This window comes from Streptomyces sp. NPDC096205, assembly GCF_044763135.1.
Classification (GTDB): domain Bacteria; phylum Actinomycetota; class Actinomycetes; order Streptomycetales; family Streptomycetaceae; genus Streptomyces.
Map to the genome: position 1 here is coordinate 181,807 of NZ_JBIWFS010000001.1, position 23,679 is coordinate 205,485.

Annotated in this window: 19 protein-coding genes and 1 pseudogene; 16 read left to right on the plus strand and 4 right to left on the minus strand. The window is 74.0% G+C overall.

Translation table 11 applies throughout. The features are described 5' to 3' along the window. Nucleotides 1-107: 107 nt before the first annotated feature. From lanKC to ACIQ6Y_RS00830, 4 genes are all read left to right on the plus strand, one after another. Entirely contained in the window at nt 108-2,708 is a 2,601-nt protein-coding gene (gene lanKC / locus ACIQ6Y_RS00815) for a class III lanthionine synthetase LanKC (protein ID WP_404030910.1), read from the plus strand. 90 nt (nt 2,709-2,798) lie between these two features. Continuing rightward, nucleotides 2,799-2,915, plus strand: coding sequence for a SapB/AmfS family lanthipeptide (locus ACIQ6Y_RS00820; RefSeq protein ID WP_404030913.1), 117 nt, complete (start codon nt 2,799-2,801; stop codon nt 2,913-2,915). A 95-nt stretch (nt 2,916-3,010) separates the two neighbouring features. Further along, complete coding sequence (locus tag ACIQ6Y_RS00825; protein ID WP_404030915.1) at nt 3,011-4,693, plus strand: ATP-binding cassette domain-containing protein; 1,683 nt, start codon at nt 3,011-3,013, stop codon at nt 4,691-4,693. Beyond that, complete coding sequence (locus ACIQ6Y_RS00830) at nt 4,690-6,540, plus strand: ATP-binding cassette domain-containing protein (protein ID WP_404030918.1); 1,851 nt, start codon at nt 4,690-4,692, stop codon at nt 6,538-6,540. The genes ACIQ6Y_RS00825 and ACIQ6Y_RS00830 overlap by 4 nt, the downstream gene beginning before the upstream one ends. Here ACIQ6Y_RS00830 and ACIQ6Y_RS00835 read toward each other — a convergent pair. Then, nucleotides 6,463-7,086, minus strand: a pseudogene (locus ACIQ6Y_RS00835) (LuxR C-terminal-related transcriptional regulator); the annotation flags it as partial. The gene ACIQ6Y_RS00830 and the pseudogene ACIQ6Y_RS00835 sit on opposite strands and share 78 nt — an antisense overlap. 309 nt (nt 7,087-7,395) lie before the next feature. On the opposite strand from ACIQ6Y_RS00835, the gene ACIQ6Y_RS00840 reads away from it, so the two are divergent. Continuing rightward, nucleotides 7,396-9,540 carry a PP2C family protein-serine/threonine phosphatase gene (locus ACIQ6Y_RS00840; RefSeq protein WP_404033631.1) on the plus strand — a complete coding sequence of 715 codons (2,145 nt, stop codon included), beginning with the start codon at nt 7,396-7,398 and terminating at the stop codon, nt 9,538-9,540. Between the two features lie 155 nt (nt 9,541-9,695). On the opposite strand, the gene ACIQ6Y_RS00845 is transcribed toward ACIQ6Y_RS00840, so the two are convergent. Then, nucleotides 9,696-11,099 (minus strand): S1 family peptidase, encoded by a 1,404-nt coding sequence (locus tag ACIQ6Y_RS00845; RefSeq protein ID WP_404030920.1) that lies wholly within the window; start codon nt 11,097-11,099, stop codon nt 9,696-9,698. A gap of 132 nt (nt 11,100-11,231) precedes the next feature. Between ACIQ6Y_RS00845 and ACIQ6Y_RS00850 the strand changes: the two genes are divergently transcribed. The 5 genes from ACIQ6Y_RS00850 (at nt 11,232) to ACIQ6Y_RS00870 (ending at nt 18,321) form a co-directional block, all read left to right on the plus strand. After that, nucleotides 11,232-11,645: a PaaI family thioesterase gene (locus tag ACIQ6Y_RS00850; RefSeq protein WP_404030922.1), complete on the plus strand. Its 414-nt coding sequence runs from the start codon at nt 11,232-11,234 to the stop codon at nt 11,643-11,645. Between the two features lie 537 nt (nt 11,646-12,182). Next, nucleotides 12,183-12,401 (plus strand): type A2 lantipeptide, encoded by a 219-nt coding sequence (locus tag ACIQ6Y_RS00855; protein WP_404030925.1) that lies wholly within the window; start codon nt 12,183-12,185, stop codon nt 12,399-12,401. A 103-nt stretch (nt 12,402-12,504) separates the two neighbouring features. Further along, nucleotides 12,505-13,311, plus strand: coding sequence for an HlyD family efflux transporter periplasmic adaptor subunit (locus ACIQ6Y_RS00860; protein ID WP_404030928.1), 807 nt, complete (start codon nt 12,505-12,507; stop codon nt 13,309-13,311). Further along, nucleotides 13,308-15,500, plus strand: a complete 2,193-nt coding sequence (locus ACIQ6Y_RS00865; protein ID WP_404030931.1) for an NHLP family bacteriocin export ABC transporter peptidase/permease/ATPase subunit — start codon at nt 13,308-13,310, stop codon at nt 15,498-15,500. The genes ACIQ6Y_RS00860 and ACIQ6Y_RS00865 overlap by 4 nt, the downstream gene beginning before the upstream one ends. A gap of 1 nt (nt 15,501) precedes the next feature. Beyond that, nucleotides 15,502-18,321: an NHLP bacteriocin export ABC transporter permease/ATPase subunit gene (locus ACIQ6Y_RS00870; RefSeq protein WP_404030934.1), complete on the plus strand. Its 2,820-nt coding sequence runs from the start codon at nt 15,502-15,504 to the stop codon at nt 18,319-18,321. A 1-nt stretch (nt 18,322) separates the two neighbouring features. Here the strand turns inward: ACIQ6Y_RS00870 and ACIQ6Y_RS00875 are convergent, their stop codons facing one another. Next, the gene (locus ACIQ6Y_RS00875; RefSeq protein ID WP_404030936.1) at nt 18,323-18,826 is read right to left on the minus strand and encodes an SRPBCC domain-containing protein; all 504 of its coding nucleotides are present in this window, start codon (nt 18,824-18,826) and stop codon (nt 18,323-18,325) included. A gap of 123 nt (nt 18,827-18,949) precedes the next feature. Between ACIQ6Y_RS00875 and ACIQ6Y_RS00880 the strand changes: the two genes are divergently transcribed. From ACIQ6Y_RS00880 to ACIQ6Y_RS00900, 5 genes are read left to right on the plus strand one after another with little or no spacing between them, the layout of a single operon-like run. Further along, the gene (locus ACIQ6Y_RS00880) at nt 18,950-19,957 is read left to right on the plus strand and encodes a Ppx/GppA family phosphatase (protein WP_404030939.1); all 1,008 of its coding nucleotides are present in this window, start codon (nt 18,950-18,952) and stop codon (nt 19,955-19,957) included. Nucleotides 19,958-19,990: 33 nt separating this feature from the next. Beyond that, nucleotides 19,991-20,176: a hypothetical protein gene (locus ACIQ6Y_RS00885; protein WP_404030941.1), complete on the plus strand. Its 186-nt coding sequence runs from the start codon at nt 19,991-19,993 to the stop codon at nt 20,174-20,176. Nucleotides 20,177-20,208: 32 nt separating this feature from the next. Beyond that, complete coding sequence (locus ACIQ6Y_RS00890; RefSeq protein ID WP_404030944.1) at nt 20,209-21,231, plus strand: iron-containing redox enzyme family protein; 1,023 nt, start codon at nt 20,209-20,211, stop codon at nt 21,229-21,231. A 22-nt stretch (nt 21,232-21,253) separates the two neighbouring features. Further along, nucleotides 21,254-21,904 (plus strand): HemK2/MTQ2 family protein methyltransferase, encoded by a 651-nt coding sequence (locus tag ACIQ6Y_RS00895; protein WP_404030947.1) that lies wholly within the window; start codon nt 21,254-21,256, stop codon nt 21,902-21,904. Next, nucleotides 21,888-22,136 (plus strand): CDGSH iron-sulfur domain-containing protein, encoded by a 249-nt coding sequence (locus ACIQ6Y_RS00900; RefSeq protein WP_404030950.1) that lies wholly within the window; start codon nt 21,888-21,890, stop codon nt 22,134-22,136. Before ACIQ6Y_RS00895 ends, ACIQ6Y_RS00900 begins: the two co-directional genes overlap by 17 nt. Nucleotides 22,137-22,313: 177 nt before the next feature. Here ACIQ6Y_RS00900 and ACIQ6Y_RS00905 read toward each other — a convergent pair whose 3' ends face one another. Next, on the minus strand, nt 22,314-22,748 hold the full coding sequence (locus tag ACIQ6Y_RS00905) for a protease inhibitor (RefSeq protein WP_404030953.1): 435 nt from the start codon (nt 22,746-22,748) through the stop codon (nt 22,314-22,316). 336 nt (nt 22,749-23,084) lie between these two features. Here ACIQ6Y_RS00905 and ACIQ6Y_RS00910 point away from each other — a divergent pair, with 336 nt between their 5' ends. Continuing rightward, nucleotides 23,085-23,609 (plus strand): hypothetical protein, encoded by a 525-nt coding sequence (locus ACIQ6Y_RS00910; protein ID WP_404030956.1) that lies wholly within the window; start codon nt 23,085-23,087, stop codon nt 23,607-23,609. Nucleotides 23,610-23,679 lie beyond the last annotated feature (70 nt).

The window sequence follows — 23,679 nt, forward strand, 5'->3', positions numbered from 1 at the left end:
CAAGTCTTTACGCGTGCGTTCCGCACGGTCGTCTGGTGACAGCTGGGACTGTCCGGGGCCGTGGCGGGGCTGCGAAGGTCGTTCCGGCGGCGACCAGAGGGGGGCGCATGGACAAGCGGTACGAGGTGTACGCGCTGGCGGACAGCCACTTCTACGACACGCCCGACCGGCTGTCGGCGGACGGGCCCGCGCCGCTGTACGAGACGGCGCGCCGGCAGGTGCCGGACGGCTGGGAGGCCGCGCGGATCGGCGACTGGCTGACGCTGACGCCGCTCGACGCGGACGGACGGCCGGCCACCGGGCCCGCACAGGGCTGGAAGATCCATGCCTCGGCCACCCGGGAGAACGCCGAGCGGATCGCGGCGATCGTGTGGGACTACTGCGTGCCGCGGCGCATCCCGTTCAAGTTCGTCCCGGGCCCGCACCTGCTGCACCTGCGCAACGCCAAGTACGCGCCCCGCGACGGCAGCGGCAAGTTCGTCACCCTCTACCCGGCGGACGAGGAGCAGCTGCACACCGTGCTGCGCGAGCTGGGCGCGCTCCTGGACGGCTTCGAGGGGCCGTACGTCCTGACGGATCTGCGCTGGCACGACGGTCCGCTGTACGTCCGCTACGGCGCGTTCGCGCGCAGCTTCACCGTGGACGAGCGCGGGACGCTGGTGCCGGCGGTGCGGGACGGCTCGGGCCGGCTGGTGCCGGACGAGCGGGCCCCGTCGTTCCGGGTGCCGGAGTGGGTGACGCTGCCCGAGTTCCTCCAGCCGCATCTCGAAGCCCGCAACACCACGACCGTGGGCGACCTGCCGTACCGCATCGAGAAGGCGCTGCACTTCTCCAACGGCGGCGGGGTGTACTCGGGCACCGACACGCGCGACGGACGGCGGGTGGTGCTGAAGGAGGCCCGGCCGTACGCGGGGCTCGCCTCGGACGGGGCGGACGCGGTCGCGCGGCTGGAGCGGGAGCGTGCGGCACTGGAGCGGGTGGCGGGCACCGGCGCGGCGCCTGAGGTGCGGGACTTCTTCGCGCTGGGTGAGCACCGCTTCCTCGTCATGGACTTCGTCGAGGGGCGCCCGCTGAACTCGTTCTTCGCCGAGCGGCATCCGCTGCTCACCGCCGACCCGGACCCGAAGGCGGTCGCCGCGTACACCGAGTGGGCGCTGCGGATCCACGCGCTGGTGGAGGCCGCGGTCGAGAAGGTGCACGCGCGCGGGATCGTCTTCAACGACCTGCATGTGTTCAACATCCTGGTGGCTCCCGACGAGCGGTCGGTGTGTCTGGTCGACTTCGAGGCGGCCGCGCCGGTGGCCGAGCACGGGCGGCAGGTCGTCGCCCACCCCGGCTTCTTCGCGCCGCCGGACCGGCGGGGCGCCGACATCGACCGGTACGCGCTGGCGTGTCTGCGGCTGGCGCTGTTCTTACCGGTCACCACGCTGTTCGTGATCGACCGCGGCAAGGCGTCCCATCTGGCGGGGGTGATCGCGGATCAGTTCCCGGACGTGCCGCGGGAGTTCCTGGACGCGGCGGTCGCGGAGATCACCCGCGACACCGGCGGGGCCCCGGCGCGGCCGGTCGGCGCCGCGCGCACGCCCGCGCCGCTGGTCGACCCGGCCGACTGGCCGCACAGCCGGGACTCGATGGTGAAGGCCCTGCTCGCCTCGGCCACGCCCGAGCGCGACGACCGGCTCTTCCCCGGCGACGTCGCCCAGTTCTCCGACGGCGGCGGCCTCGGCCTCGCGCACGGCGCGGCCGGAGTGCTGTACGCCCTGGACCGGATCGGCGCCGAGCGATACGAGGAGGGCGAGCGCTGGCTGCTGGAGCGCACGTCACCCCCACCGGTGGGCACACCGCTCGGCCTGTACGACGGGCTCGCGGGCGTCGCCCTGCTCCTCGACGGCCTCGGGCACCGGCAGCGGGCACTGGACCTGGTCGAGGGCATCCTGCGCGAGCGCTGGCAGCGGCTGGCCTCCGACCTGCACGGCGGCCTCGCCGGACTCGGCCTGGTCCTCGGCAGGCTGGCCGAGGCGACGGGCGAGCGGGAGCTGGCCGAGCGGGCCGACGAGGCCGCCGACATCCTCGTACGACGGCTCGAAGAGCCACGGCCGGCCTCGCCCCGCCCGCGTGCCGGGCTGATGCGCGGGTCGAGCGGGCCCGGGCTGTTCCTGCTGCGGCGGTACGAGGCGACGGGCGAGAGGGCGCTGCTGAAGGCCGCCGGGCTCGCGCTCGGCCGGGACCTGGAGTGCTGCACGGTCCGCGAGGGCGGCGCCCTGGAGGTCGACGAGGGCTGGCGGACCATGCCGTACCTCGGTGACGGCAGCGTGGGCGTGGGCCTGGTCCTCGACGACTACCTCACCCATGTCCCCGACGCCGTCGAGCAGTTGGGCGCGGCCCGTGCCGGTGTCGTCGCCGCCGCCTCCTGCCGCTTCTACGCCCAGCCCGGCCTGTTCCAGGGCCGTGCCGGGATGATCCTGCACCTGGCCCGTACGACCGCGCCGGAGGCGACCGGGGCGCGGCTGGCCGAACAGGTCGCCGGGCTCGGCTGGTCGGCGATGTCCTACCAGGGCCAACTCGCCTTCCCCGGACACCAGATGATGCGCCTGTCCATGGACCTGGCCACCGGAACGGCAGGGTGCCTGCTGGCACTCGGCGCGGCCCTCGGCGGTTCGCCCGACGCCCACCTGCCGTTCCTCCCCCCGCTGCGGCGGACCCCCTGAGACGCGGCTCCGCTCGACGGAGTCGTGACACAACCCCCCCCCGTCCCCACGGGCACCACACGGGACACGACAAGGAAGGTAGGACCCGATATGGCACTTCTCGACCTGCAGACGATGGAGTCCGACGAGCTCACCGGCGGCGGCGGCGCGAGCACGGTCAGCCTGCTGTCGTGCGTCAGCGCGGCGAGCGTTCTGCTCTGTCTCTGACCGACGCCGCACACACGGCTCCGGGCGGTCTCCTCCCTTCAGGGAGGGGCCGCCCGGGGTCCTGTGCCGACCGCGAGGATGCGAGGCGGACGCGCATGAAGGGGCGAACGGCACCAGCGCGGGCGGACGGAGGCGGCCGGGCTCTCCTGCTGGGGGCGCTCGGGCTTCTCGCCGCCGGGGCCGGGCTGTTGCTGCCCATGGCGTTGGGCCGGGCGCTGGACGCGTTGCTCGTGCGGGAGCCCGCCACCAGGTGGGTCGTGGCCTGTGCGGGGCTGGTCGTGCTGCTGGCGGTGCTGGACGCCGGGCAGAGTGTGCTGACCGGGACCGTCGACGCACGGACGGCGGCGTCGCTGCGGCACCGGGTGCTCGGGCATGTGCTCAGCCTCGGCCCCCGCGCGGCGGCCCGGTTCGGGTCGGGCGATCTCGTGGCGCGGCTGGTGGGCAACGCCGCGCAGGCCGGGACCGCGCCCGCGGCACGGGCCGCGCTGCCGGCCGCTCTCGCCGTGCCCGTGGGAGGGGTCGTGGCGCTCGCCCTGCTGGACCTGCGGCTCGCGGCCGTCTTCCTGGCCGGGGTGCCTGTGCTGGTGCTGCTGCTACGGGTGCTGGCCCGGGACACCTCCGCTTGTGTGACGGACTACCAGCGGGTGCAGGGACGCATCGCGACCGCGCTCGCCGAGGCGGTGGACGGGCATCGCACCATCCGCGCGGCGGGCGTGGAGCGGGCCGAGACGGCACGGGTCCTGCGTCCGCTGCCGGAGCTGTCGCGCGCCGGGCACCGGATGTGGCGGGTGCAGGGGCGGGCCTCCGCGCAGGCGGTCACGGTGGCGCCGCTGCTGCACCTCGGGGTCGTGGCGACCGCCGGGGTACTGCTCGCCCGCCACCGGCTGTCCGTGGGCGAGGTGCTCGCCGCCGCGCGGTACGCCGTCCTGGCGACCGGCGTCGGCATGCTGGTCGGGCAATTGTCGGGCCTGGCCCGGGCACGGGCCTCCGCCGGGCGGCTCGATGAGGTGCTGGCTCAGGCCGCCCCCGCCCACGGGCCGCGCCGGCTGCCGCCCGGGCCCGGCCGGCTGGAGCTGCGCGGGGTCACCGCCCGGCGCGGTGAGCGGGTCGTCCTCGACGGCGTCGACCTGGTCGTGCCCGGCGGGACCACGCTCGCCGTCGTGGGCCGTTCCGGTTCGGGCAAGTCGCTGCTCGCCGAGCTCGCCGGGCGGCTGGCCGACCCGGACGCCGGGGACGTCCTCCTCGACGGGGTGCCGCTGCGCGACCTCACCCACGACGAGCTGCGCCACGCGGTCGCGCACGCCTTCGACCGGCCCGCGCTGCTCGGGGCGACCGTCGAGGACACCATCGCTCTAGGGCCCGTGCCCCGCTCCCCCGCCCGGGTCAGGGAGGCGGCCCGGACGGCCCACGCCGACGCGTTCGTGCGGCGCCTCCCGCACGGCTACACCACCGCCCTCGCCGACGCGCCGCTGTCCGGCGGAGAGGCCCAACGGCTCGGTCTCGCCCGGGCCTTCGCCCACGGCGGGCGCCTGCTGATCCTCGACGACGCCCTGTCCAGCCTGGACACGGTCACCGAGGCCCGCGTCACCGAAGCCCTCCTCGGCAGCACGCCCGGCACCACCCGCCTCGTCATCGCCCACCGCACCGCCACGGCGGCCCGCGCGGACGCGGTCGCCTGGCTGGACGCCGGGCGGATCCGGGCCAGCGGGCCGCATGCCGAGCTGTGGGCGGACGCGGAGTACCGGGCGGTCTTCGGCGACGGAGAGGCCACGGCATGAGCGGGCAGGCACTGCGGCGGCGGGGGCTCGCGTTCCTGCGGGCGCGGTGGCGGGTCGTCGGACGCCTGTGCGGGTGGTCCGTACTGGAGACCGGGCAGGCCTTCCTCGTCGGGTACGCGCCCGCCCGCGCGCTGGACGACGGGTTCCTGGCCGGGCGCACGCCCCTCGGGCTGGCGTGGCTCGGTGTGGCCGCGGTGGGGGTGGTGGTCGGCGCGTACGGCACCGGGCGGGTCTACCGTGCGGTCGCGGAGCTGGTGGAGCCGCTGCGGGACCGGCTCGTCGAGCGGGTGGTGGAACGCGGGGTGCGCGAGGCGGACCGCGGGGCGCTGTCCGGGCTCACCCAGCAGGTGGAGATCGCGCGGGACACCTTCGCCGGGCTGGTGCTGGTGTCGCGGTCGTTCGTGTTCACGGCCGCGGGCGCCCTCGCCGGGCTGTGCTCGCTCGCCCCGGTCCTGCTGCTGGTGGTCGGGCCGCCGCTGGCCGCCGGGGTCCTGCTGTTCGCGGCGTCGCTGCGGCCGCTCGCCCGCCGCCAGGAGGCGTTCCTGCGCGCCGACGAGGCCCTCGCCGAGCGGCTCGGCACCGTCTGCCCGGGGCTGCGGGACATCACGGCGGCCGGGGCGGAACACCAGGTCGCCGCCGACACCGGCGAACTGGTCGACCGGGAACGGGACGCCGCACGCTCCCTCGCCCGCTGGTCCGTCCCGCGCGTCGCGGCCCTCGCCGTCGGCGGACAGCTCCCGCTGGTGCTGCTCCTGCTCACCGCCCCCTGGCTGCTGTCCCACGACGTCACCCCGGGCGCCCTCCTCGGCGCCCTCTCCTACGTCACCCAGTCCCTCCTCCCCGCCCTCCGCGACCTCGTCCACGGCCTGGGCACCAGCGGCTCCCGGCTGGCGGTGGTCCTGCGACGGCTGGCTCCCGCGACGGCGCCCGAGCCTCCGGCCGGAGCCCCCACCGGAACGACCCCCATCACCGAGCCCGCCCCCGCGCTTGCGCTGCGCTCCGTCACCTTCGCCTACGGCGCCGCCGCCACGTCCGTCCTCGACCGGCTCGACCTGGTCGTACCGCAGGGCGGGCACCTCGCCGTCGTCGGGCCGAGCGGGGTCGGGAAGTCGACGCTCACCGCGCTCGTCGCCGGGCTGCTCCGGCCCGGGAGCGGGGACGTCCGCGTGTGCGGCCACCCCGTGCCGGGACCCGAAGCTGCCCGGCGGCGGGTGCTCGTACCACAGGAGGCGTACGTGTTCACGGGCACGCTCGCCGAGAACCTGGGGCTGCTGCGGCCGGACCCGGTGCCCGAGGCGGAGCTGCTCGCCGCGGCCGAGGCGGTCGGGCTGACGCCGGTGCTGGAGGCGCTCGGCGGGCCGGACGCGGTCCTCGATCCGGCGGCGCTGTCCGCGGGTGAGCGCCAGCTCGTCGCGCTGACCCGGGCCTACCTGTCGTACGCCCCGCTCGCGCTGCTCGACGAGGCCACCTGCCATCTCGACCCGGCGGCGGAGGAACGCGCCGAACGGGCCTTCGCCGCGCGGCCCGGCGGCACGCTGGTCGTGGTCGCGCACCGGCTCAGCTCCGCCCGCAGGGCCGACCGTGTGCTGGTGATGGACGGACCGCGCACCGCGTACGGCACGCACGAGCGGCTGCTGAGCGGCTCGGCGCAGTATCGCGACCTGGTCGGCGGCTGGGCGGCGGCGTCACAGCCAGCCCTCGCCCTGCGAGATGCGGATGGCGTCGATGCGGTTGCGGGCCCCGGTCTTGCGGGTGATGGACGCCATGTAGTTGCGCACGGTCCCGTGGGACAGATGCAGACTCCCGGCGATCTCGGCGACGGAGGCACCCTCCGCCGCCAGGGATAACACGCTCAGCTCCCGCCGGGTCAGCGGCATCTCGGCGGCCTTGAGGAAGCCGAAGCCGAGGGAGTCGTCGACGAAGCGTTCCCCGGCGGCGACCCGCCGTATGCCGTCCACCAGACGCTGCGGCGAGCCCGCCCTGTCGACATAGCCCGTAGCCCCGGCCTCCAGGGCCCGGCGCAGCAGCCCCGGTCTGTTGGCGCCGGCGAGCACCAGTAATCGGGGGGTCCCCTGCCCCGCCCCGTGCGGGCGCAGGTCGCCGAGCGGCGGGACGCCGGACATGCTGTCGCAGTCGAGGTCCGCCGCGCACACGTCCGGCCGCAGCGTACGCACCCGGGCGGGCGCCGAGCGCCATGCCGTCTCGTCCACCCGTAGGTCGGGGGACCGCCCCAGCCACTCGGCGAGGACCGATCGGACCAGACCCACGTCGTGCACCAGAAGTACCCGGATCACTGCCGTCCCTTCAGCTTGCTGCCGTCCCCTGTCGCGCTCTTGAAGTGCGTGCCCATTGTTCGCGTCCGCAGCCATCCGTGAGCGCGAAGAACCGGCCATCGAGATGCGCGGGGGCGCGCGCGGGGCGTTCGCGCTCCGGCGCGTGCAACTACTGGGGCGGCATGGGCCTCGCCGGAAGGGGTACGCGGGCGAGTTCACAGCAGCCTCACGGGTTTCTCGGGATACGGGTCGGGCGGCCTCGTGGGTCTCCCGGGATGCGTGTGCGGCGGCCGCACGGGTCTCCGGATCGGGTGTCCGGCGGCCTCGGCGGGTGAGTCCTCGGTGCGTGCGTCCGCTCTCGCCGTGCGCCGCCGCGCCGGTGGGGGGAGATTGGTCAAAACGCCGTTCCGCGGCGGCCCGGGCGAGGAGGTGGTCGGCGTGTCCGACGGGCAGGCGCCGGCGGCTTCCAGGGCGCCGGTCGGCCGGCCGCTGCTGTCCCTGGCGCTCGCGGCGATGATGGACGAGGTGCGCGCGCACTCCGGCGCGGTCTATCTGCTCTGGCCCGACCAGCCGGTGCTGGAGATGGCGGTGATGGCCGGGCTGCCGCGGGCGTTCGCCGCGCCCTGGGAGCGGGTGGGGCTGAGCGCCGCGATCCCGGTCGCCGACGCGGCCCGCGAACGGCGGCTGGTGTGGGTGAGCGGCGAGGAGGAGATGGCCCGGCGGTATCCGCGGCTCGCCGTCGTCCTGCCGTATCCGTTCGCGCTGGCCGCGCTGCCGGTGGCCACGGACACCACCGTCTTCGGCGCGGTGTTCGTCACCTGGCCCGGCTCGCATCCGCCGGAGCTGTCCGACCACGAGCGCGACCATCTGACGGCGGCCTGCCGCCGGCTCGCCGTACGCCTGGAACGCGCCGCCGACACGAGCCTGCCGCTGGCCCCCGAGCCGGATCTGCTCGGCAACCCGCCGGTGGGCGGCGCCGCGGGCACGCTCGGCACGGTCGAGGCGACAAGGATGGTGGCCCGGCTGCCGTACGGCCTGTGCTCGCTGGACCTGCACGGCCGGGTGGCGTTCGCGAACGCGGCGGCGGCCGAGCTGATCGGCGAGCCGGTGAGCCGGCTGCTCGGCCACCAGCTGTGGGCGGCGGTGCCCTGGCTGAACGACCCGGTGTACGAGGACCGCTACCGCGCGGCCCTGATGAGCCAGCAGGTCGCGTCCTTCGTGGCACTGCGCCCGCCGGGCGACTGGCTGTCGTTCCGGCTGTACCCGAGCACGACCGGGCTCAGTGTGCGGATCACCCGGGCGCGTGCGGTGGCGCAGATGGCGACGGCCGGGCCGCGCCCGGTCGCGGCGGGCGACACGCCGTCCCGGCTGGTGACGATCTCGCAGGTGCTGAGCCTCGCGGGGGCGCTGACCGAGGCGGTGGGCGTGCAGGACGTGGTGCAGCTGGTGGCCGACGAGATCGCCCCGGCCGTCGGCGCGCAGGCGGTCGTGGTGCTCGCGACCCGGGCCGGGCGGCTTCACGTGCTGGGGCACCGGGGTTATCCCGACCCGCATGTCGTCGAGCGCTTCGACGGCATCCCGCTGACCGAGCAGACCCCCGGGGTGCACGCCCTGAACAGCGGGGTGCCCGCGTTCTTCGACTCGCGGGCACAGCTCGAACATCTGTATCCGGCTCGCCATGCGACGCCGGACGGCTTCGCCGCCTGGGCCTACCTTCCGCTGATCGCCTCCGGCCGCCCGGTCGGCACCTGCGTCCTCGCCTACGCCGAGCCGCACGCCTTCCCCACCGAGGAACGGGCCGTGCTCACCAGCGTGGGCGGGCTGATCGCGCTGGCCCTGGAGCGGGCGCTGCTCTACGACGTCAAACACCAGCTCGCGCACGGTCTCCAGGCCGCCCTGCTGCCGCACTCGCTGCCGCCGCTGCCCGGTGTGGCGGCGGCAGCGCGTTATCTGCCGGCCACCCGCGGCATGGACATCGGCGGCGACTTCTACGACCTGGTGCCGACGGCGGGCGGAGCGGCCGCGGTCATCGGGGACGTGCAGGGGCACAACGTGACCGCGGCCGGGCTGATGGGGCAGTTGCGCACGGCCGTACGGGCGTACACGACGGTCGGGCAGGCGCCCGAGCAGGTGATGGCCAGCACCAACCGGCTGCTGATCGACCTCGGCGCCGAGCTGTTCGCCAGCTGCCTGTATCTACGGCTGGATCCCGCCCATGGTCGGGCCGTGATGGCGCGGGCCGGGCATCCGCCGCCTCTGCTGCTACGGCCCGACGGGCGGGTCCGGGTGCTGGACCTGGCGGGCGGTCCGCTGCTGGGCATCGACGGCTCGGCCGTCTATCCGACGACCGAGGTCGCCCTGACTCCCGGCTCGGTGCTCGTGCTGTACACCGACGGCCTCATCGAATCCCCCGGCATCGACATCGAGGAGGCCCTCGCCGGTCTGGGACAGCGGCTCGCGGAGGCCGGGGAGCTGCCGCTGGACCGGCTGGCCGATGTGCTGGTGGGTCATCTGGCGGCGGCGGAGGAGCGGTTGGACGACGTGGCCTTGTTGTTGCTGCGTGCCGAGCAGTGAGGTCCGGTCCTCCCGCCGAAGGACCGGACCATGGGTCAGGGGGTCAGGGGGTCAGGGGGTCAGGGGGTCAGTGGGTCAGGGGGTCAGTGGGTCAGGGGGTCAGTGGGTCAGGGGGTCAGTGGGTCAGGGGGTCAGGGGGTCAGTGGGTCAGGGGGTCAGTGGGTCTCCGACAGGCCGGGGTCGTCGGCTCCGGCGCCTGCCTCTTCTCCGGCTCCCGCTTCTTCGCCTGCCCCTGACTCATCGCCGGCCCCCGCACCGGCTTCCTCACCGGCACCTGCCTCTTCGCCTGCGCCCGCGTCACCACCGGCTTCCTCGCCTGCGTCACCACCGGCTTCCTCGCCTGCGCCGACACCGCCCTCGTCGCCTCCGCCGATCGCGTCACCACCGGCCTCCTCACCGGCACCGGCACCGCCCTCGTCGCCCGCGCCACCGGCGCCACCCGCGCCGTCGGCGCCCAGCGTCGCGCCGACCGCCTCCAGCGCCGTGGTCACCGGCTGGAAGAAGGTCTCGCCACCGGAGGTGCAGTCGCCGCTGCCGCCGGAGGTGAGGCCGATGGCGCTGCCGTCCTGGGTGAAGAGGGAGCCGCCGCTGTCGCCGGGTTCGGCGCAGACGTTCGTCTGGATGAGGCCGGTGACGGTGCCCTCGGGGTAGTTCACCGTGGCGTCGAGGCCGGTGACCTGGCCGTCGTGCAGGCCGGTCGTGCTGCCCATGCGCAACACCTGGAGCCCGACGGCCGCGTCGGCGGCTTGGCCGATGGCCACCGTCTGCCCGTTGCCGATGTTGACGTCGCTCGGGGCCTGGGTCGCCGGGTCGTCGTACTTGACGAGGGCGAAGTCGCCCGCGCCGGGGAACACGGCCTGGTCGACGGTGGCGATCGGGGCGCCGTTCTGGGAGTCGGACCACTGCTCGGCCGCGACCCCGCAGTGACCGGCCGTCAGGAAGGCCGGGCTGCCGTCGCCCGCGACGACGTTGAAGCCCAGGGAGCAGCGCGCACCGCCGCCGAAGATGGCGTCGCCGCCGGAGACGAACGGCTTGAAGGTGCCGGAGGACTTGCGCAGGGTCGCCATGCCGGAGCCGAGGCGTTCGACGGTCGACTCCAGCGTGTCCCAGTTGTCGCCGGTGACGGTCCGGTCGGCGGTGACGAGGATCTTGTTGCTGCGCGGGTCGACGGCCCAGGCGGTGCCGGGGATGGTCGCCTCGGTCTTCAGGGTCCGCGCGGCGGCCTTCAGTTCGGCCGTGCTGTTGTCGACCTGGCGGACGGCCGCGCCGGCCCGCTGGGCCTGCACGACGAGCTGGTTGTTGTCGCCGACGACGTTGACGACGAGCTGTTGCCTGCCGGCGTCGTAGTAGGAACCGGCGTAGGCGTCGCCGAGAGCGGCGGCGAGCTGGTCGGCGAGCGAGGAGGCGTCGGCCGACTTGAGGGTCCGGGGCGCCGTCGCGTCCGCCGCGCCGTCCTGGGAGGCGTTGGCGTGGGGCAGCAGCAGGGCCGCCGCTCCGAGCGCCGCCACGCCGCCCGCCGCGATCGCGGCCCTGCGCTTCGGCATTCGCTTGTGACTCAAACTTCTCGACCTCCTGGTCTTGACGGGGTGTCGCACCGCCGGCGGCGGCTGTCGGGCGCCTGGATGGCCAGAGGTACGCAGGGGGCGAGCGGGGCGTTCAATGCGGGGCGGGCCGGGGGAACAATCCCCCTTATGACGATGACGACGGCCGAGGCCGACAAGATCCTTTCCGCTAACTTCGCCCCCTGGGTGCTCGACCTCGGCCTGGTCGTCGAGGCGTTGGGCGAGCAGCGGGCCGTGCTGCGGCTGCCCTGGTCGGCGGCGCTGGCCCGGGAGGGCGGGGCGCTGTCGGGGCAGGCGCTGATGGCCGCGGCGGACACGGCGACGGTGATCGCGGTGTCGGGGGCGCGGGGCGGCTTCGTGCCCATGACGACCGTTCAGCAGTCGACGTCGTTCCAGCGGGCGGTGACCGGGTCGGACGTGCTGATCGAGGCGGTGCTGACCAAGCTGGGCCGCCGGATGGCGTTCGCCGAGATCGCGATGACGGACGCGACGAGCGGGGAGCTGGCCGCGAAGGCGAGCACGGTGTACGCGCTGCTCGGCTGAGACGACGGCGATCGCTCGGCCGCGACGACGGCAACCGCTCGGCCGCGACGACGGCGACCCCTCGGCTGCGACATCGGCGACCCCTCGGCTGCGACAAGAGCGATCGCTCGGCTGAGAATCGGCGATCGCCCACACACAGCGACCGGACAGAAGCGGTCGGTTGCGAACCCCGAACGGAATCCCCGCTTCAGGGAATCTGCACACCGAATACCCAACCGGCGCACGGCAGTCGACGGATCTGCACAAGCACCGGTGGCCGGTCATGCCTTTGGGGCGGGAGTGCCGGAATTCGCCGCACCCGCCTCGCGGGCCCCTCACCCCCTTGTCGCCCAGGTTGTGAAGAAGTCGCCACCAAGCCGTGCGCGCGCCTGCACCAATGCGTTGCGCGGGGAGCCCAAACGCCCAGGTGAGGGGGCTGGTTGATTGGAAGGGCGAGGCGGCCGCGTGCTTTTATCCATCGCACCGCGGCCGTTCTTCTGTCCCCGCAGAGGGGGCCGCTTTCCCCCTTGTGAATATCCAATGAAGGGAAGTTCCATCATGAACTCCACCCCCCAGGTCGAGACCGCCGAGATCGCCGACGCCGACCTCGACAACGTCTCCGGCGGCCTGCAGCTGAACGCCCTCGACAGCACCCTCGGCCTGGTCCAGGACGTGGCCCCGGGCGCCTTCGGCCTGGTCAACACCGCCACCGGCCTGGTCCAGGGCGTGGCCGGCGTGAACGTCGCCCCGGTCCAGGGCGCCGTCGCGGGTCTCTGAACCCAGCCGAGCACACCCTGACGTGCTCTTGAGTCCCGGGGCCTGCCTGACGGGCCCCGGGACTCGTTTCGTCCCGACGCGCATCACCGGGTGAGGAAGATCCGTGCAGTTCCGCCAACAGGCCCTCGCCAAACTCCAGTCGCCGGAAGAGCTCGACCTTCCCGTGCGGCTGGCCCGCCCGCAGGGCTGGCTCGTGCTGTCCGTGACACTGGTCGCGATGGTGGCCGCGTCCGTGTGGGCGGTGACGGGCTCGGTGTCCTCCACCGTGAGCGCTCCCGCCGTCCTCACCCATGGCCGGGGCAGCTACATCCTGCAGAGCCCGGTCGCGGGCCAGGTCACCGACGTGCTGGCCGAGCCCGGCGGACAACTCGCCGCGAACGCCCCGGTGTTGAAGGTACGGACCGCCGAGGGCGAGACCGTGGTCCGGGCGGTCGCCGCGGGCCGGGTCACCGCGCTCGCCGCCTCCGTCGGACAGATCGTCTCCACCGGCGCCGACCTCGCCGCCGTGGAGAAGGTGACCCGCGCCGACGCCCCGCTGTACGCGACGGTGTACGTGCCCGCGAAGAGCGCGGCCTCGATCCCCGTGGGCGCGGCCGTGGACCTGACCGTGCAGACGGTCCCGGCGCAGAGTTACGGAGTGCTGCGCGGCCGGGTGAAGTCCGTGGACCCCGCCCCGCAGTCGGCCCGGCAGATCGCTGTGTTCCTCGGGGACGCCCAGCTGGGCGAGCAGTTGAGCCGTGACGGCCGCCCGGTGGCGGTGCTGGTGCAGCTGGAGCGCGCGACGGGCACCAAGAGCGGCTATCGCTGGTCCACCTCCGACGGGCCGCCGCATGCCCTGACCTCCATGACCCTGGCCGACGGCTCGATCCATCTGGCCGACCAGCGTCCCGTCGACTGGCTGCTGCCGTGACCGCGACCAGGCGGCGTGCCGCCGCTCCCCCGCCCAAGCCGCGCACGAAGACCGTGCGCACCCCGACCGTGCTCCAGATGGAGGCCGTCGAGTGCGGCGCCGCCTCGCTGGCGATGGTGCTGGCCCACTACGGCCGGCACGTCCCGCTGGAGGAGCTGCGCATCGCCTGCGGCGTCTCCCGCGACGGCTCGCGCGCCTCCAACCTGCTGAAGGCCGCCCGCAGTTACGGCCTGACGGCCAAGGGCATGCAGATGGACCTGGCGGCGCTCGCCGGGGTGCAGGGTCCGGCGATCCTGTTCTGGAACTTCAACCACTACGTCGTCTACGACGGCATGGGCCGCCGCTTCGGCCGCCGCGGCGTGTTCGTCAACGACCCCGGCAAGGGCCGCCGTTTCGTGCCCATCGAGGAGTTCGACGGCAGCTTCACCGGCGTGGTGCTGGTGATGGAGCCGGGCGAGGGCTTCACCCGGGGCGGGCGGCGCACCGGCGTGTGGGGCGCGATGCCGGCCCGGCTGCGCGGCACGGCGGGCACGCTGCCCGCGGCGGTGCTGGCCAGTCTGCTGCTGGTGCTGGTCGGCGCGGCGGTGCCCGCGCTGAGCCGCACCTACATCGACACGTTCCTGATCGGCGGCCAGACCTCGCTGCTGGGCGTGCTGTTCACCGCGATGGGCGCGTGTGTGCTGCTCACAGTGGTGCTGACCTGGTTGCAGCAGGCCAACCTCCATCACGGCCGGATCATCTCCTCGACGCTGTCGAGCGCGCGCTTCCTGCGCCATCTGCTGCGCCTGCCGGTGACGTTCTTCGCCCAGCGCAGCCCGGCCGACCTGGTGCAGCGCCTGCAGTCCAACGACGCCGTCGCCGAGACGCTGGCCCGCGATCTGGCGGCGGCCGGCGTGGACGCGGTGGTGGTCGTGCTGTACGCGGTCCTGCTGTACACCTACGACCCTCAGCTGACGGGCGTCGGCATCGGCGTGGCCCTGCTGAACGTCGTCGCGCTGCGGATCGTCGTACGGCTGCGGGCGACACGTACGGCGAAGCTGCGGGCGGACAGCGCGCGGCTGACGAACACGGCGTACACCGGGCTGCAGTTGATCGAGACGATGAAGGCGACCGGCGGGGAGGACGGCTACTTCCGCAAGTGGGCGGGGCAGCACGCGACCACGCTGGAGGAGCAGCAGCGGCTCGGGGTGCCCGGGGCGTGGCTGGGGGTGGTCGCGCCGGCGCTGGCGACGCTGAACAGCGCGCTGATCCTGTGGATCGGCGGGCTGCGGGCCGTCGAGGGGCATGTGTCGGTGGGCCTGCTGGTCGCCTTCCAGGCGCTGGTGACCCGGTTCACCGCGCCGCTGACCCGGCTCAACGGCGTGGTGGGCCGCATCCAGGACTTCGCGGCGGACGTGGCCCGGCTGAAGGACGTGGAGAACTTCCGCGCCGACCCGCTGTACACACGTAAGGGCGAGTCGACGCGGCGGCTCCAGGGCCATGTGGAGCTGGAGAACATCACCTTCGGCTACAGCCCGCTGGACAAGCCCCTGCTCAGCGGTTTCGACCTGACGGTCGGACCCGGGCGGCAGGTGGCGCTGGTCGGCGGCTCGGGCAGTGGCAAGTCGACGGTGTCCAGGCTGATCTCGGGCCTGTACACGCCCTGGGAGGGCGTGATCCGCATCGACGGCAGACGGCTCGAGGACATCCCGCGCGGCGCGCTGGCGGCCTCGGTGTCCTTCGTCGACCAGGAGGTGTTCCTGTTCGAGGGCAGCGTGCGGGACAACGTGGCGCTGTGGGACCCGTCGATCCCGGACGACGCGGTGGTGGAGGCGCTGAAGGACGCGGCGCTGTACGACGTGGTGATGCGCAGGCCCGGCGGCATCCACAGCCCGGTCGAGCAGGACGGGCGCAACTTCTCCGGCGGTCAGCGGCAACGCCTGGAGATCGCACGGGCGTTGGTGCGCCGGCCGAGCATCCTCGTCCTGGACGAGGTGACCAGCGCGCTGGACGCGGAGACCGAGCAGGTGGTGATGGACAACCTGCGCCGGCGCGGGTGTGCCTGTGTGGTGATCGCGCACCGGCTGAGCACCGTACGCGACAGCGACGAGATCGTCGTGCTGCAGCACGGCACGGTCGTCGAGCGTGGCCGGCACGAGGAGCTGGTGGCGCGCGGCGGGACGTACGCGGCGCTGGTCAGGGAGCGGTGAGATGACGGCCGTAAGGGACGTGTACGAGGGCGACGCGGTGCGGACCGCGCTCGGCGCGATGGGCAGCCGGATCGACTGCACGGGCTTCAGCCGGCTGGAGCTGGAGGGCCCGCAGGTGCTGTGGCTGGTGGCGGCCGGGGCGCTGGACCTGTTCGCGGTGGACGCCGTACAGCAGGGCCAGTGGCATCATGTGGGCCGCCTGGAGGCGGGCGCGCTGCTGCTCGGTCCCGTGACGGGGCCTCAGCACACGCTGGTGGCACGGCCGTTGCGGGACTGTGTGGTGCACCGGATCGCACTGCGGGAGCTGTACCAGCAGCCGCAGACCGTGACGTACGACGAGTGGGGCAATCCGCAGTACCTGCCCCCGCAGCCGAGCCCGCTGGAGCACGCGCTCGCCCTCGGTGTGGGCCGCGGTCTGTCGGTGCTGTTCGAGGCGCCGATGGCCGCCGACCCGACGGCGGCGATGGCCGACGACGACGTGTTCTGGATGCAGGTGCCGCCCGGCAGCGTGCAGTACGGCTCCCTGTACGGCGCGGAGGCGGCCCCCGACCTGCTGATGGACCCGGCGCTGTGGCAGAGCCTGGTCGAGCAGCAGTACCGGCTGCTGACGACGCTGGACCGCTGGATCGAGGAGTTGGAGCAGCATCACGAGACCCGTGCGGCGGCGGGCATACGGGCCGGTGAGGCGGTGCGCGCGCAGGCCGACCGGACGCTGCTGGCGTCCATCGGCAAGACCTCGTCACGGCGCCAGACGGCGGCGGACGCCGATGCCACGTACGCGGCGTGCAAGCTGGTCGCCGAGGCGGCCGGGATCACGCTGGCGGAGCCCGCGCACGGCGGCACCGAGAGCGAGCGCCTCGACCCGGTCGAGCGGATCGCGCTGGCCTCGCGGGTACGGACCCGGGCGGTACGGCTCGACGGACGCTGGTGGCGCGACGACGTGGGCCCGCTGGTGGGCCGGCGGGCCCTGTCGGGGGCGCCGGTGGCGCTGCTGTGGCGGCGCGGCGGCTATGTGGCGGTGCAGCCGGCCACCGGGCGGGAGACGCCGGTGGAGAAGGCGAACGCGGGCGAGTTCGAGCCGCGCGCGGTGATGCTCTACCGGCCGCTGCCCGAACGCCGGCTCGGCCCGCTCGGGCTCGCCCGGTTCGTGCTGCGCGGCACCCGCGGCGATGTGGCGGCGCTGCTGGGCGCGGGCCTGGTGACGGTGGCGATCGGCGCGCTGGTGCCGGTGGCGACCGGCAAGGTGCTCGGCGAGTACGTGCCGAAGGCGCAGGCCGGGCTGATCGGCCAGGTGTGTCTGGCGGTGATGGTCAGTGCGCTGGTGTCGGCGGCGTTCATGCTGCTGCAGAACCTGACGATCCTGCGCCTGGAGGGCCGGATCGAGGCGACGCTCCAGCCGGCCGTGTGGGACCGGCTGCTGCGACTGCCGACGAGCTTCTTCGCCGGGCGGTCCACCGGCGAGCTGGCGAGCGCGGCGATGGGGGTGAGCGCGATCCGGCGGCTGCTCGCGGGGGTGGGCCCGACGGTCGCGCAGTCGGTGACCGTCGGCGCGATGAACCTGGCGCTGCTGCTCTGGTACAGCGTGCCGATGGCGCTGGCCGCGGTCGGGATGCTGGTGCTGGTCGCCGCGGTGTTCCTGGGCCTGGGGCTGTGGCAGGTGCGCTGGCAGCGGCGGCTGGTGAAGCTGTCGAACCGGCTGAACAACCAGGCGTTCCAGACGCTGCGGGGCCTGCCCAAGCTCAGGGTCGCGGCGGCGGAGAACTACGCGTACGCGGCGTGGGCGGGCGAGTTCGCGCGCAGCCGGGAGCTGCAGCAGCGGGTCGGCCGGATCAAGAACCTGTCGGCGGTGCTGGGCACGGTGTATCTGCCGGTGTGCTCGCTGCTGATGTTCATGCTGCTGGCGGGCCCCGCGCGGGGCGCGATGTCGGCCGCGGACTTCCTGGCCTTCCACACCGCGGTCACCATGCTGCTCACCTCGGTGACCCAGCTGACCGGCGCCTTTGTGTCGATGGTGGCGGCGCTGCCGCTGTACGAGGAGATCAAGCCGGTGCTGGCGGCGGCGCCCGAGGTGCGGTCGGCGAGCACCCGGCCGGGTCCGCTGTCGGGGGCGCTCGAGGCGCGGCGGCTGTCGTTCCGCTACTCCGACGACGGACCGCTGGTGCTCGACGACGTGTCCTTCGAGGTGCGGCCGGGCGAGTTCGTGGCGGTGGTCGGCCCGAGCGGATGCGGCAAGTCGACGCTGCTGCGGCTGCTGATCGGCTTCGACCGGCCGGTCTCCGGGAGCGTGCTGTACGACGGGCAGGACCTGGCGGCGCTCGACCAGTCGGCGGTGCGGCGGCAGTGCGGGGTCGTGCTTCAGCACGCGCAGCCGTTCACCGGTTCGATCCTGGACGTCATCTGCGGCACCGAGCCGTACACGCCGGAGGAGGCGATGGCGGCGGCCGAGCTGGCGGGGCTCGCCGACGACATCCGGCGCATGCCGATGGGCCTGCACACCATCGTCTCCGGCGGCGGCGCGGTCTCCGGTGGGCAGCGGCAGCGGCTGATGATCGCCCAGGCGCTGATCCGGCGCCCGCGCATCCTGTTCTTCGACGAGGCGACCAGCGCGCTGGACAACGAGACGCAGCGCCGGGTGATCGAGTCGACCAAGGCGCTCGACGCGACCCGGATCGTGATCGCGCACCGGCTGTCCACGGTGCTGGACGCCGACCGGGTGATCGTGATGGAGAACGGCCGGGTCGTCCAGCAGGGCCCCCCGGCGCACCTGCTCGCCGACACCGGTGGGCGCCTGCACGAGCTGGTGCGGCGGCAGCTGGCCTGAGTCACTCCAGGCCGGGGACAGGGGCGCCCGAGGGGAATCCGGCCTGGACGTAGCCGTCGTAGGCCTCCTGCCACAGGGCACCAGGTCCCGTCGGGGTGCGGCCGTCGGCCATGGCGTCAAGGGCGGTCAGGCACACCTCCCAGCCGGCCGCGTTGCGGGCCGCGGCCTCCGCGTCGGCGAGGACGTTGGTGAGGGTCAGCCGGGTCCGGTCGGGCTGCTCCGGCGCCACGTCGAGGCGGATCTCGTCGCCGCCCCACTCGAAGGCCAGGTGGCGGGGCTCGTCGACGGCGAGGACCAGGCCGGTGGAGCCGGGCTGGTTCGGGTCGCCGCTGAAGCGGACCGTGCCGCCGGGGCGCAGCTCGAACTCGGTCCGGGCGGGGAACCACCCGGGTTCGGTCAGCATGGACCAGACCCACTCGACGGGGCGGGCGTAGACGCGGCCGACGACGACGGCGGGGCGGCCGTCGTCCAGGGCGAGAAAGGTGCCGGTGAGGTCGGCGGGCATGGTGGATCACTCCTTCGGGAGCCGTGCGATGCCCCATTCCTCCCGCAACGACGGCATACGTACACCCCGGGTGGCCGGAAGACGTCCGTTCTCGCACCCCACCGGATGGGTACTCGCCTGCCCATGCGGATCAGTGTGGTGGATGTCGGATCGCACACGGTGCGGCTGGTCGTGGCGGACGCGGGGAGCGGGGTGCCGCTGCCGGTGCACACCGCCAAGTGGCGGCTGCGGCTGACGGATTGCGTGGAGCCGGGCGGACGCCTGCCCGAGGAGGCCGTCGAGCGGCTCGTCGGGGCGGTGGCCGAGGCGAAACGGACCGCGGCCCGGTGGGGCGCGGAGCCGCCGCTCGCCTTCGCGACCGCCGTGGTCCGAGCCGCGCCGAACCGGCGCGAGGTGCTCGACGCGGTCACCTCCCGCACCGGCGTCGCCCTGTGCACCCTGCCGGGTGAACTGGAGGCCGAACTGACGTTCCTGGCGGCCCGGCGCTGGGCGGGCTGGCGGGCCGGTCCGCTGGCGGTGCTGGACATCGGCGGCGGCTCGCTGGAGGTGGCCTTCGGGCGGGGCCGGCTGCCGGACTTCGTGGCCTCGCTGCCGCTGGGCGCGGGCCGGCTCACCCGCGAGTTCTTCGCGGGCGAGGACCCGCCGGGCCCGGCCCGGGTGAGGGAGCTGCGCCGGGCGGTGCGGCACCAGATGCGGGACGTGGCGGCACGCATCCGCTGGGAGGGACCGCGCAGCGCGGTGGCCACCTCCCGCACCTTCCAGCAGCTCGGCCGGCTGTGCGGCGCCCCGCCGGGGAGACAGGGCCCGTTCACCCAGCGGCTGATGCGCCGCTCCGACCTGCGCGCCGCCGCGGACCGGCTGGCCGGTCTGTCCGTCGCCGAGCGCGCCCTGCTGCCCGGCATCTCGGCGCCGCGGGCCGCACAGAGCCTCGCCGGCGCCGTCGTGGCCCATACCGCAATGAAGCTCACCGGCATCCCCGAGGTCGAGATCTGCCCCTGGGCGATCCGCGAGGGTGTCCTGCTGCGCCACATCGAGGACGGCCCCGCCTGGTGGGCCCGTATCGCCGAGCCCGCCGACGACACCCCGGCCACCGAGCCGGTCCCGCTGCGCCTCGCAGGCGCCCACCGCTGACCGCTCGCTCAACGGACGTACGAAGGAGCCGCCATGTCGGACGAGGACACCCGTCCCGAGGAACAGCCCGAGACCGCCCGCGAGGAGGTGCTCCGCGAGATCCTCGACGCCGAGCGCCGGGTCGGCGAGGACGACGAGGAGGAACGCCGCCACCGAGGCGAGGCCGGCGAGGCGATCACCCCGAACACCGAGGCCCAGGAGGAGTCGCAGGGCGAGTGACACCACCGGCGCCGGGTGGGTACCCGGGGCGCATGGATCAAGAGCGTACGGAACCGTGTCCGCCGTCGCCGCGGGGGCCGGTCTCCGCTGCCGTACGGGAGTATCTGCTCGGCACGGGGCCGTTGCCGCCCCCCGAGGAGGTCGCGGCCGCGGAGCCCTACGGTGACGACCTCCAGCTGGCCCTGCATCTGTGCTACGAGCTGCACTACCGGGGTCTGGCCGGGGTGCCCGCGGAGCGTGAGTGGGACCCTGAGCTGCTGCACACCCGGGCCGCGCTGGAGCACCGCTTCCTCACCGCGCTGCGCGCGGACGTCCCGGCCCACGACGACGCGGCCGGGGCTCTCGAACGGCTGCTCGTCGAGCCCGCCGACGCCGAGGGCGTCAGCCACTTCCTGGCCGACCGGGGCGAGTTGTGGCAGGTGCGCGAGTACGCCGCCCAGCGCTCGGTCTACCACCTGAAGGAGGCCGACCCGCACGCCTGGGTGCTGCCCCGGCTGTACGGCCGGGCCAAGGCGGCGATGGCGGCGGTGGAGTTCGACGAGTTCGGCGGCGGCCGCGCCGACCGGGTGCACGCCGACCTGTTCGCCCGGCTGATGGACGACCTGGGACTGGACACGGCGTACGGCCGCTACGTGGACGCGGCCTGCGCCCCCGCCCTGGCCACGGTGAACCTCATGTCGCTGCTCGGCCTGCACCGCTCCCTGCGGGGCGCACTCGTCGGGCACTTCGCGTCCGTCGAGGTCACCTCCTCCCCCGCCTCCCGGCGCCTGGCCAAGGCGATGCGCCGCACGGGCGCGGGCCCGGCCGCCGAGTTCTTCTACGACGAGCATGTCGAGGCCGACGCGGTGCACGAGCAGGTCGTACGGCACGAGGTGGTCGGCGGCCTGCTGGAGGCCGAGCCGAATCTCGCCGCCGACGTCGCCTTCGGCATCGACGCGACCGAGTGGCTGGAGGACCGCCTCGCCGGGCATCTGCTCGGGGCCTGGCGGGCGGGGAGGTCGTCGCTGCACGCACCGCTCCCCGGAAACCAGAAGACTGTTTCCGGTATTTCATGACATTCTCGGGTACCTGGGGTCCATGATCCCCTTCACCCCACCCGGTGTGTACCCACCGCAGGAGGACACCGCCCTGCTGGCCGACGCGCTGTCCGAGGAGCCGCTGCCGCCCGGAGCATCCGTCCTGGACGTCGGCACGGGGACCGGCGCGCTGGCGCTGGACGCGGCGCGGCAGGGCTCACGGGTGACGGCGGTGGACGTGTCCTGGCGGGCGGCGTGGGCGGCCCGGGTCAACGCCCGGCTGGCCGGCCTGCCGATCCGCGTGCGGCGCGGCAACCTCTTCGCCCCCGTGCGCGGCCAGTCGTTCGACCTCATCCTCGCCAACCCCCCGTACGTCCCCGCGCCCTCCGACTCGGGGCGCCCGCGCGGGGCGGCCCGCGCCTGGAACGCGGGCCCGGACGGCAGGCTCGTCCTGGACCGGATCTGCCGGGAGGCCCCGGCGCTGCTGCGGCCGGGCGGGGTGCTGCTGGTGGTGCACTCGGCGCTGAGCGGACCCGAGAGCACGGTCCTGCGCCTGCGGGACGTGGGGATGAAGGCGGCCGTCGTGCGGCGCCACCGCATTCCCTTCGGGCGGGTGCTGCGCTCCCGGCGGGACTGGCTGCGCGAGCGGGGGCTGCTGTCCGCCGCCGACGAGACGGAGGAGCTGGTGGTCGTCCGTGCCGAACTGCCCTGAGCCGGTCCGCAAGGACCCCGAGACCGAGACCCCCCGCCGGGTCGTCGCCCGGCGGCAGGGCCCCCTGCTGATGGAGGGCCCGGTGGAGGTGGAGCTGGAGGACGGGTCGGTGGTGCGGTCCGACCGGTTCCGGGTGGCGCTGTGCACCTGCGCGCGCAGCCGCCGCTTCCCGTGGTGCGACACCAGTCACCGCACCCGGGAACAGCCCCCGCAGCGGGACCGTAGAACATGACGTGAAGCATGACGTGCCGCATGATGCGGGGCATGAAAATGCCGGGGTCCGGCCGGGCGGCCCCACTCCGCCCGGCCGGTCCCCGGCGCGGGAAACCGCAGGAACTCAGCGACCGTGCCCGCACTCCCCAGTCACGGGTCCGGCTCTGTCCAACGCGTTCCGTACGGTCCCGGTCCTTTAGAACGAGAAGAGGCTCGATTCGACGGAGCTCTTCACGCACTCGTTGGCGAAGGTGCGCTCATAGGAGACGCGCTGACCCCGCCAGACGCCGGTGACGGTGACGACCACGGGGTCCCACTCCCGGGTGCACAGCACGCCCTGCCGGCTGTTCAGCGCGTCGAAGTCGCCTCCGGCCGCGCGCAGTTCGGCGCAGGCCGCGGCGGGCGCCGGATGGGTGCCCGTGGGCACCGTGGAGCAGTCGAGCGTGACAGCACGCTCGGGGGTGACGCCGGCCGCGGTCTCACCGTGGCCCGTGGTGAGCACCAGGGCGGACGGGGCGTAGAGAGACGCCGGTGCGCTGCCGGGGGCGGCGAGGGCGGCCCCGGTCAGGGGTCCGCAGAGGGCGCCGGCCGTGAGGCCGAGGGTCGCTGCCCAGCGCGCGGTGTTCCGCATTGTGTGCATCCTTCCGCTCGATTCGGGGGGTGCCGGCACGGGGGCCGGGTGTGGTCCCCGACCGGCGACCGCGAGTCTGCCGAGAACGCCGCCGGAATTCACATCGAACCCATAGGTTTCAGTAACCTTGCGTATTGAATCAGTGGCGTGAAGTCACGGAATCGAGCGTTCCAAGCACCGATTAGTCCGCTCCATGATCATCTGCAGTGGCCGAATGGCCGCTTTTCTCACGCTGCGTAATCGGCTGGAAACATTCCGGATCGGCCCCCGGACAGCCCCCGAAGAGCCCCTGCGCGACCCCTTGCGTTCATGAGGCACGCGAGTAATCGTCATTACATGATTACGAAGCAGCAGCAGGAGGAACTACGCGGCTGGTTCGCCGGCCGTCTGCCCGACGGCCTCTTCGAGGAGCTGACCGAGGTCTCGGTCGACCGCGAGGAGATCACCGTCATCGGCCGCATCCCCGAGCCCCGGCTCGCGGAGGAGGCCCCGCCCGCCGAACGCGACGCTGCCGTACGGGGCCGGATCGAGGAGTTCCGCGAACGCACCCGCGAGGACCGCATGGCGGTCGCCCGCGAGGCCGAGCACCGCTTCCGCAGGAAGGTGTCCTGGGGCGTGGAGTGCGGGACGGAACGCGCTCTGTTCACACATGTCGCCGCTCCGGTGATGACCCGGCTGCGACAGAGCGAGCGGCAGGTCCTGGACACCCTCGTCGCCTCGGGCGTGGCCCGCAGCCGCAGCGACGCCCTCGCCTGGTGCGTGCGGCTGGTGCGGCGGCACACCGACGACTGGCTGACCGAGCTTCAGGAGTCACTGGAACACGTGCACGAGGTCCGGGACCGGGGTCCGGAGGCCGACTGACGCCCGGCCGCCGCCTCGGCCCGCGATCGCCGAGGTCCCCACCGCCGAGAGCCCTCTGCCGAATGAGAGA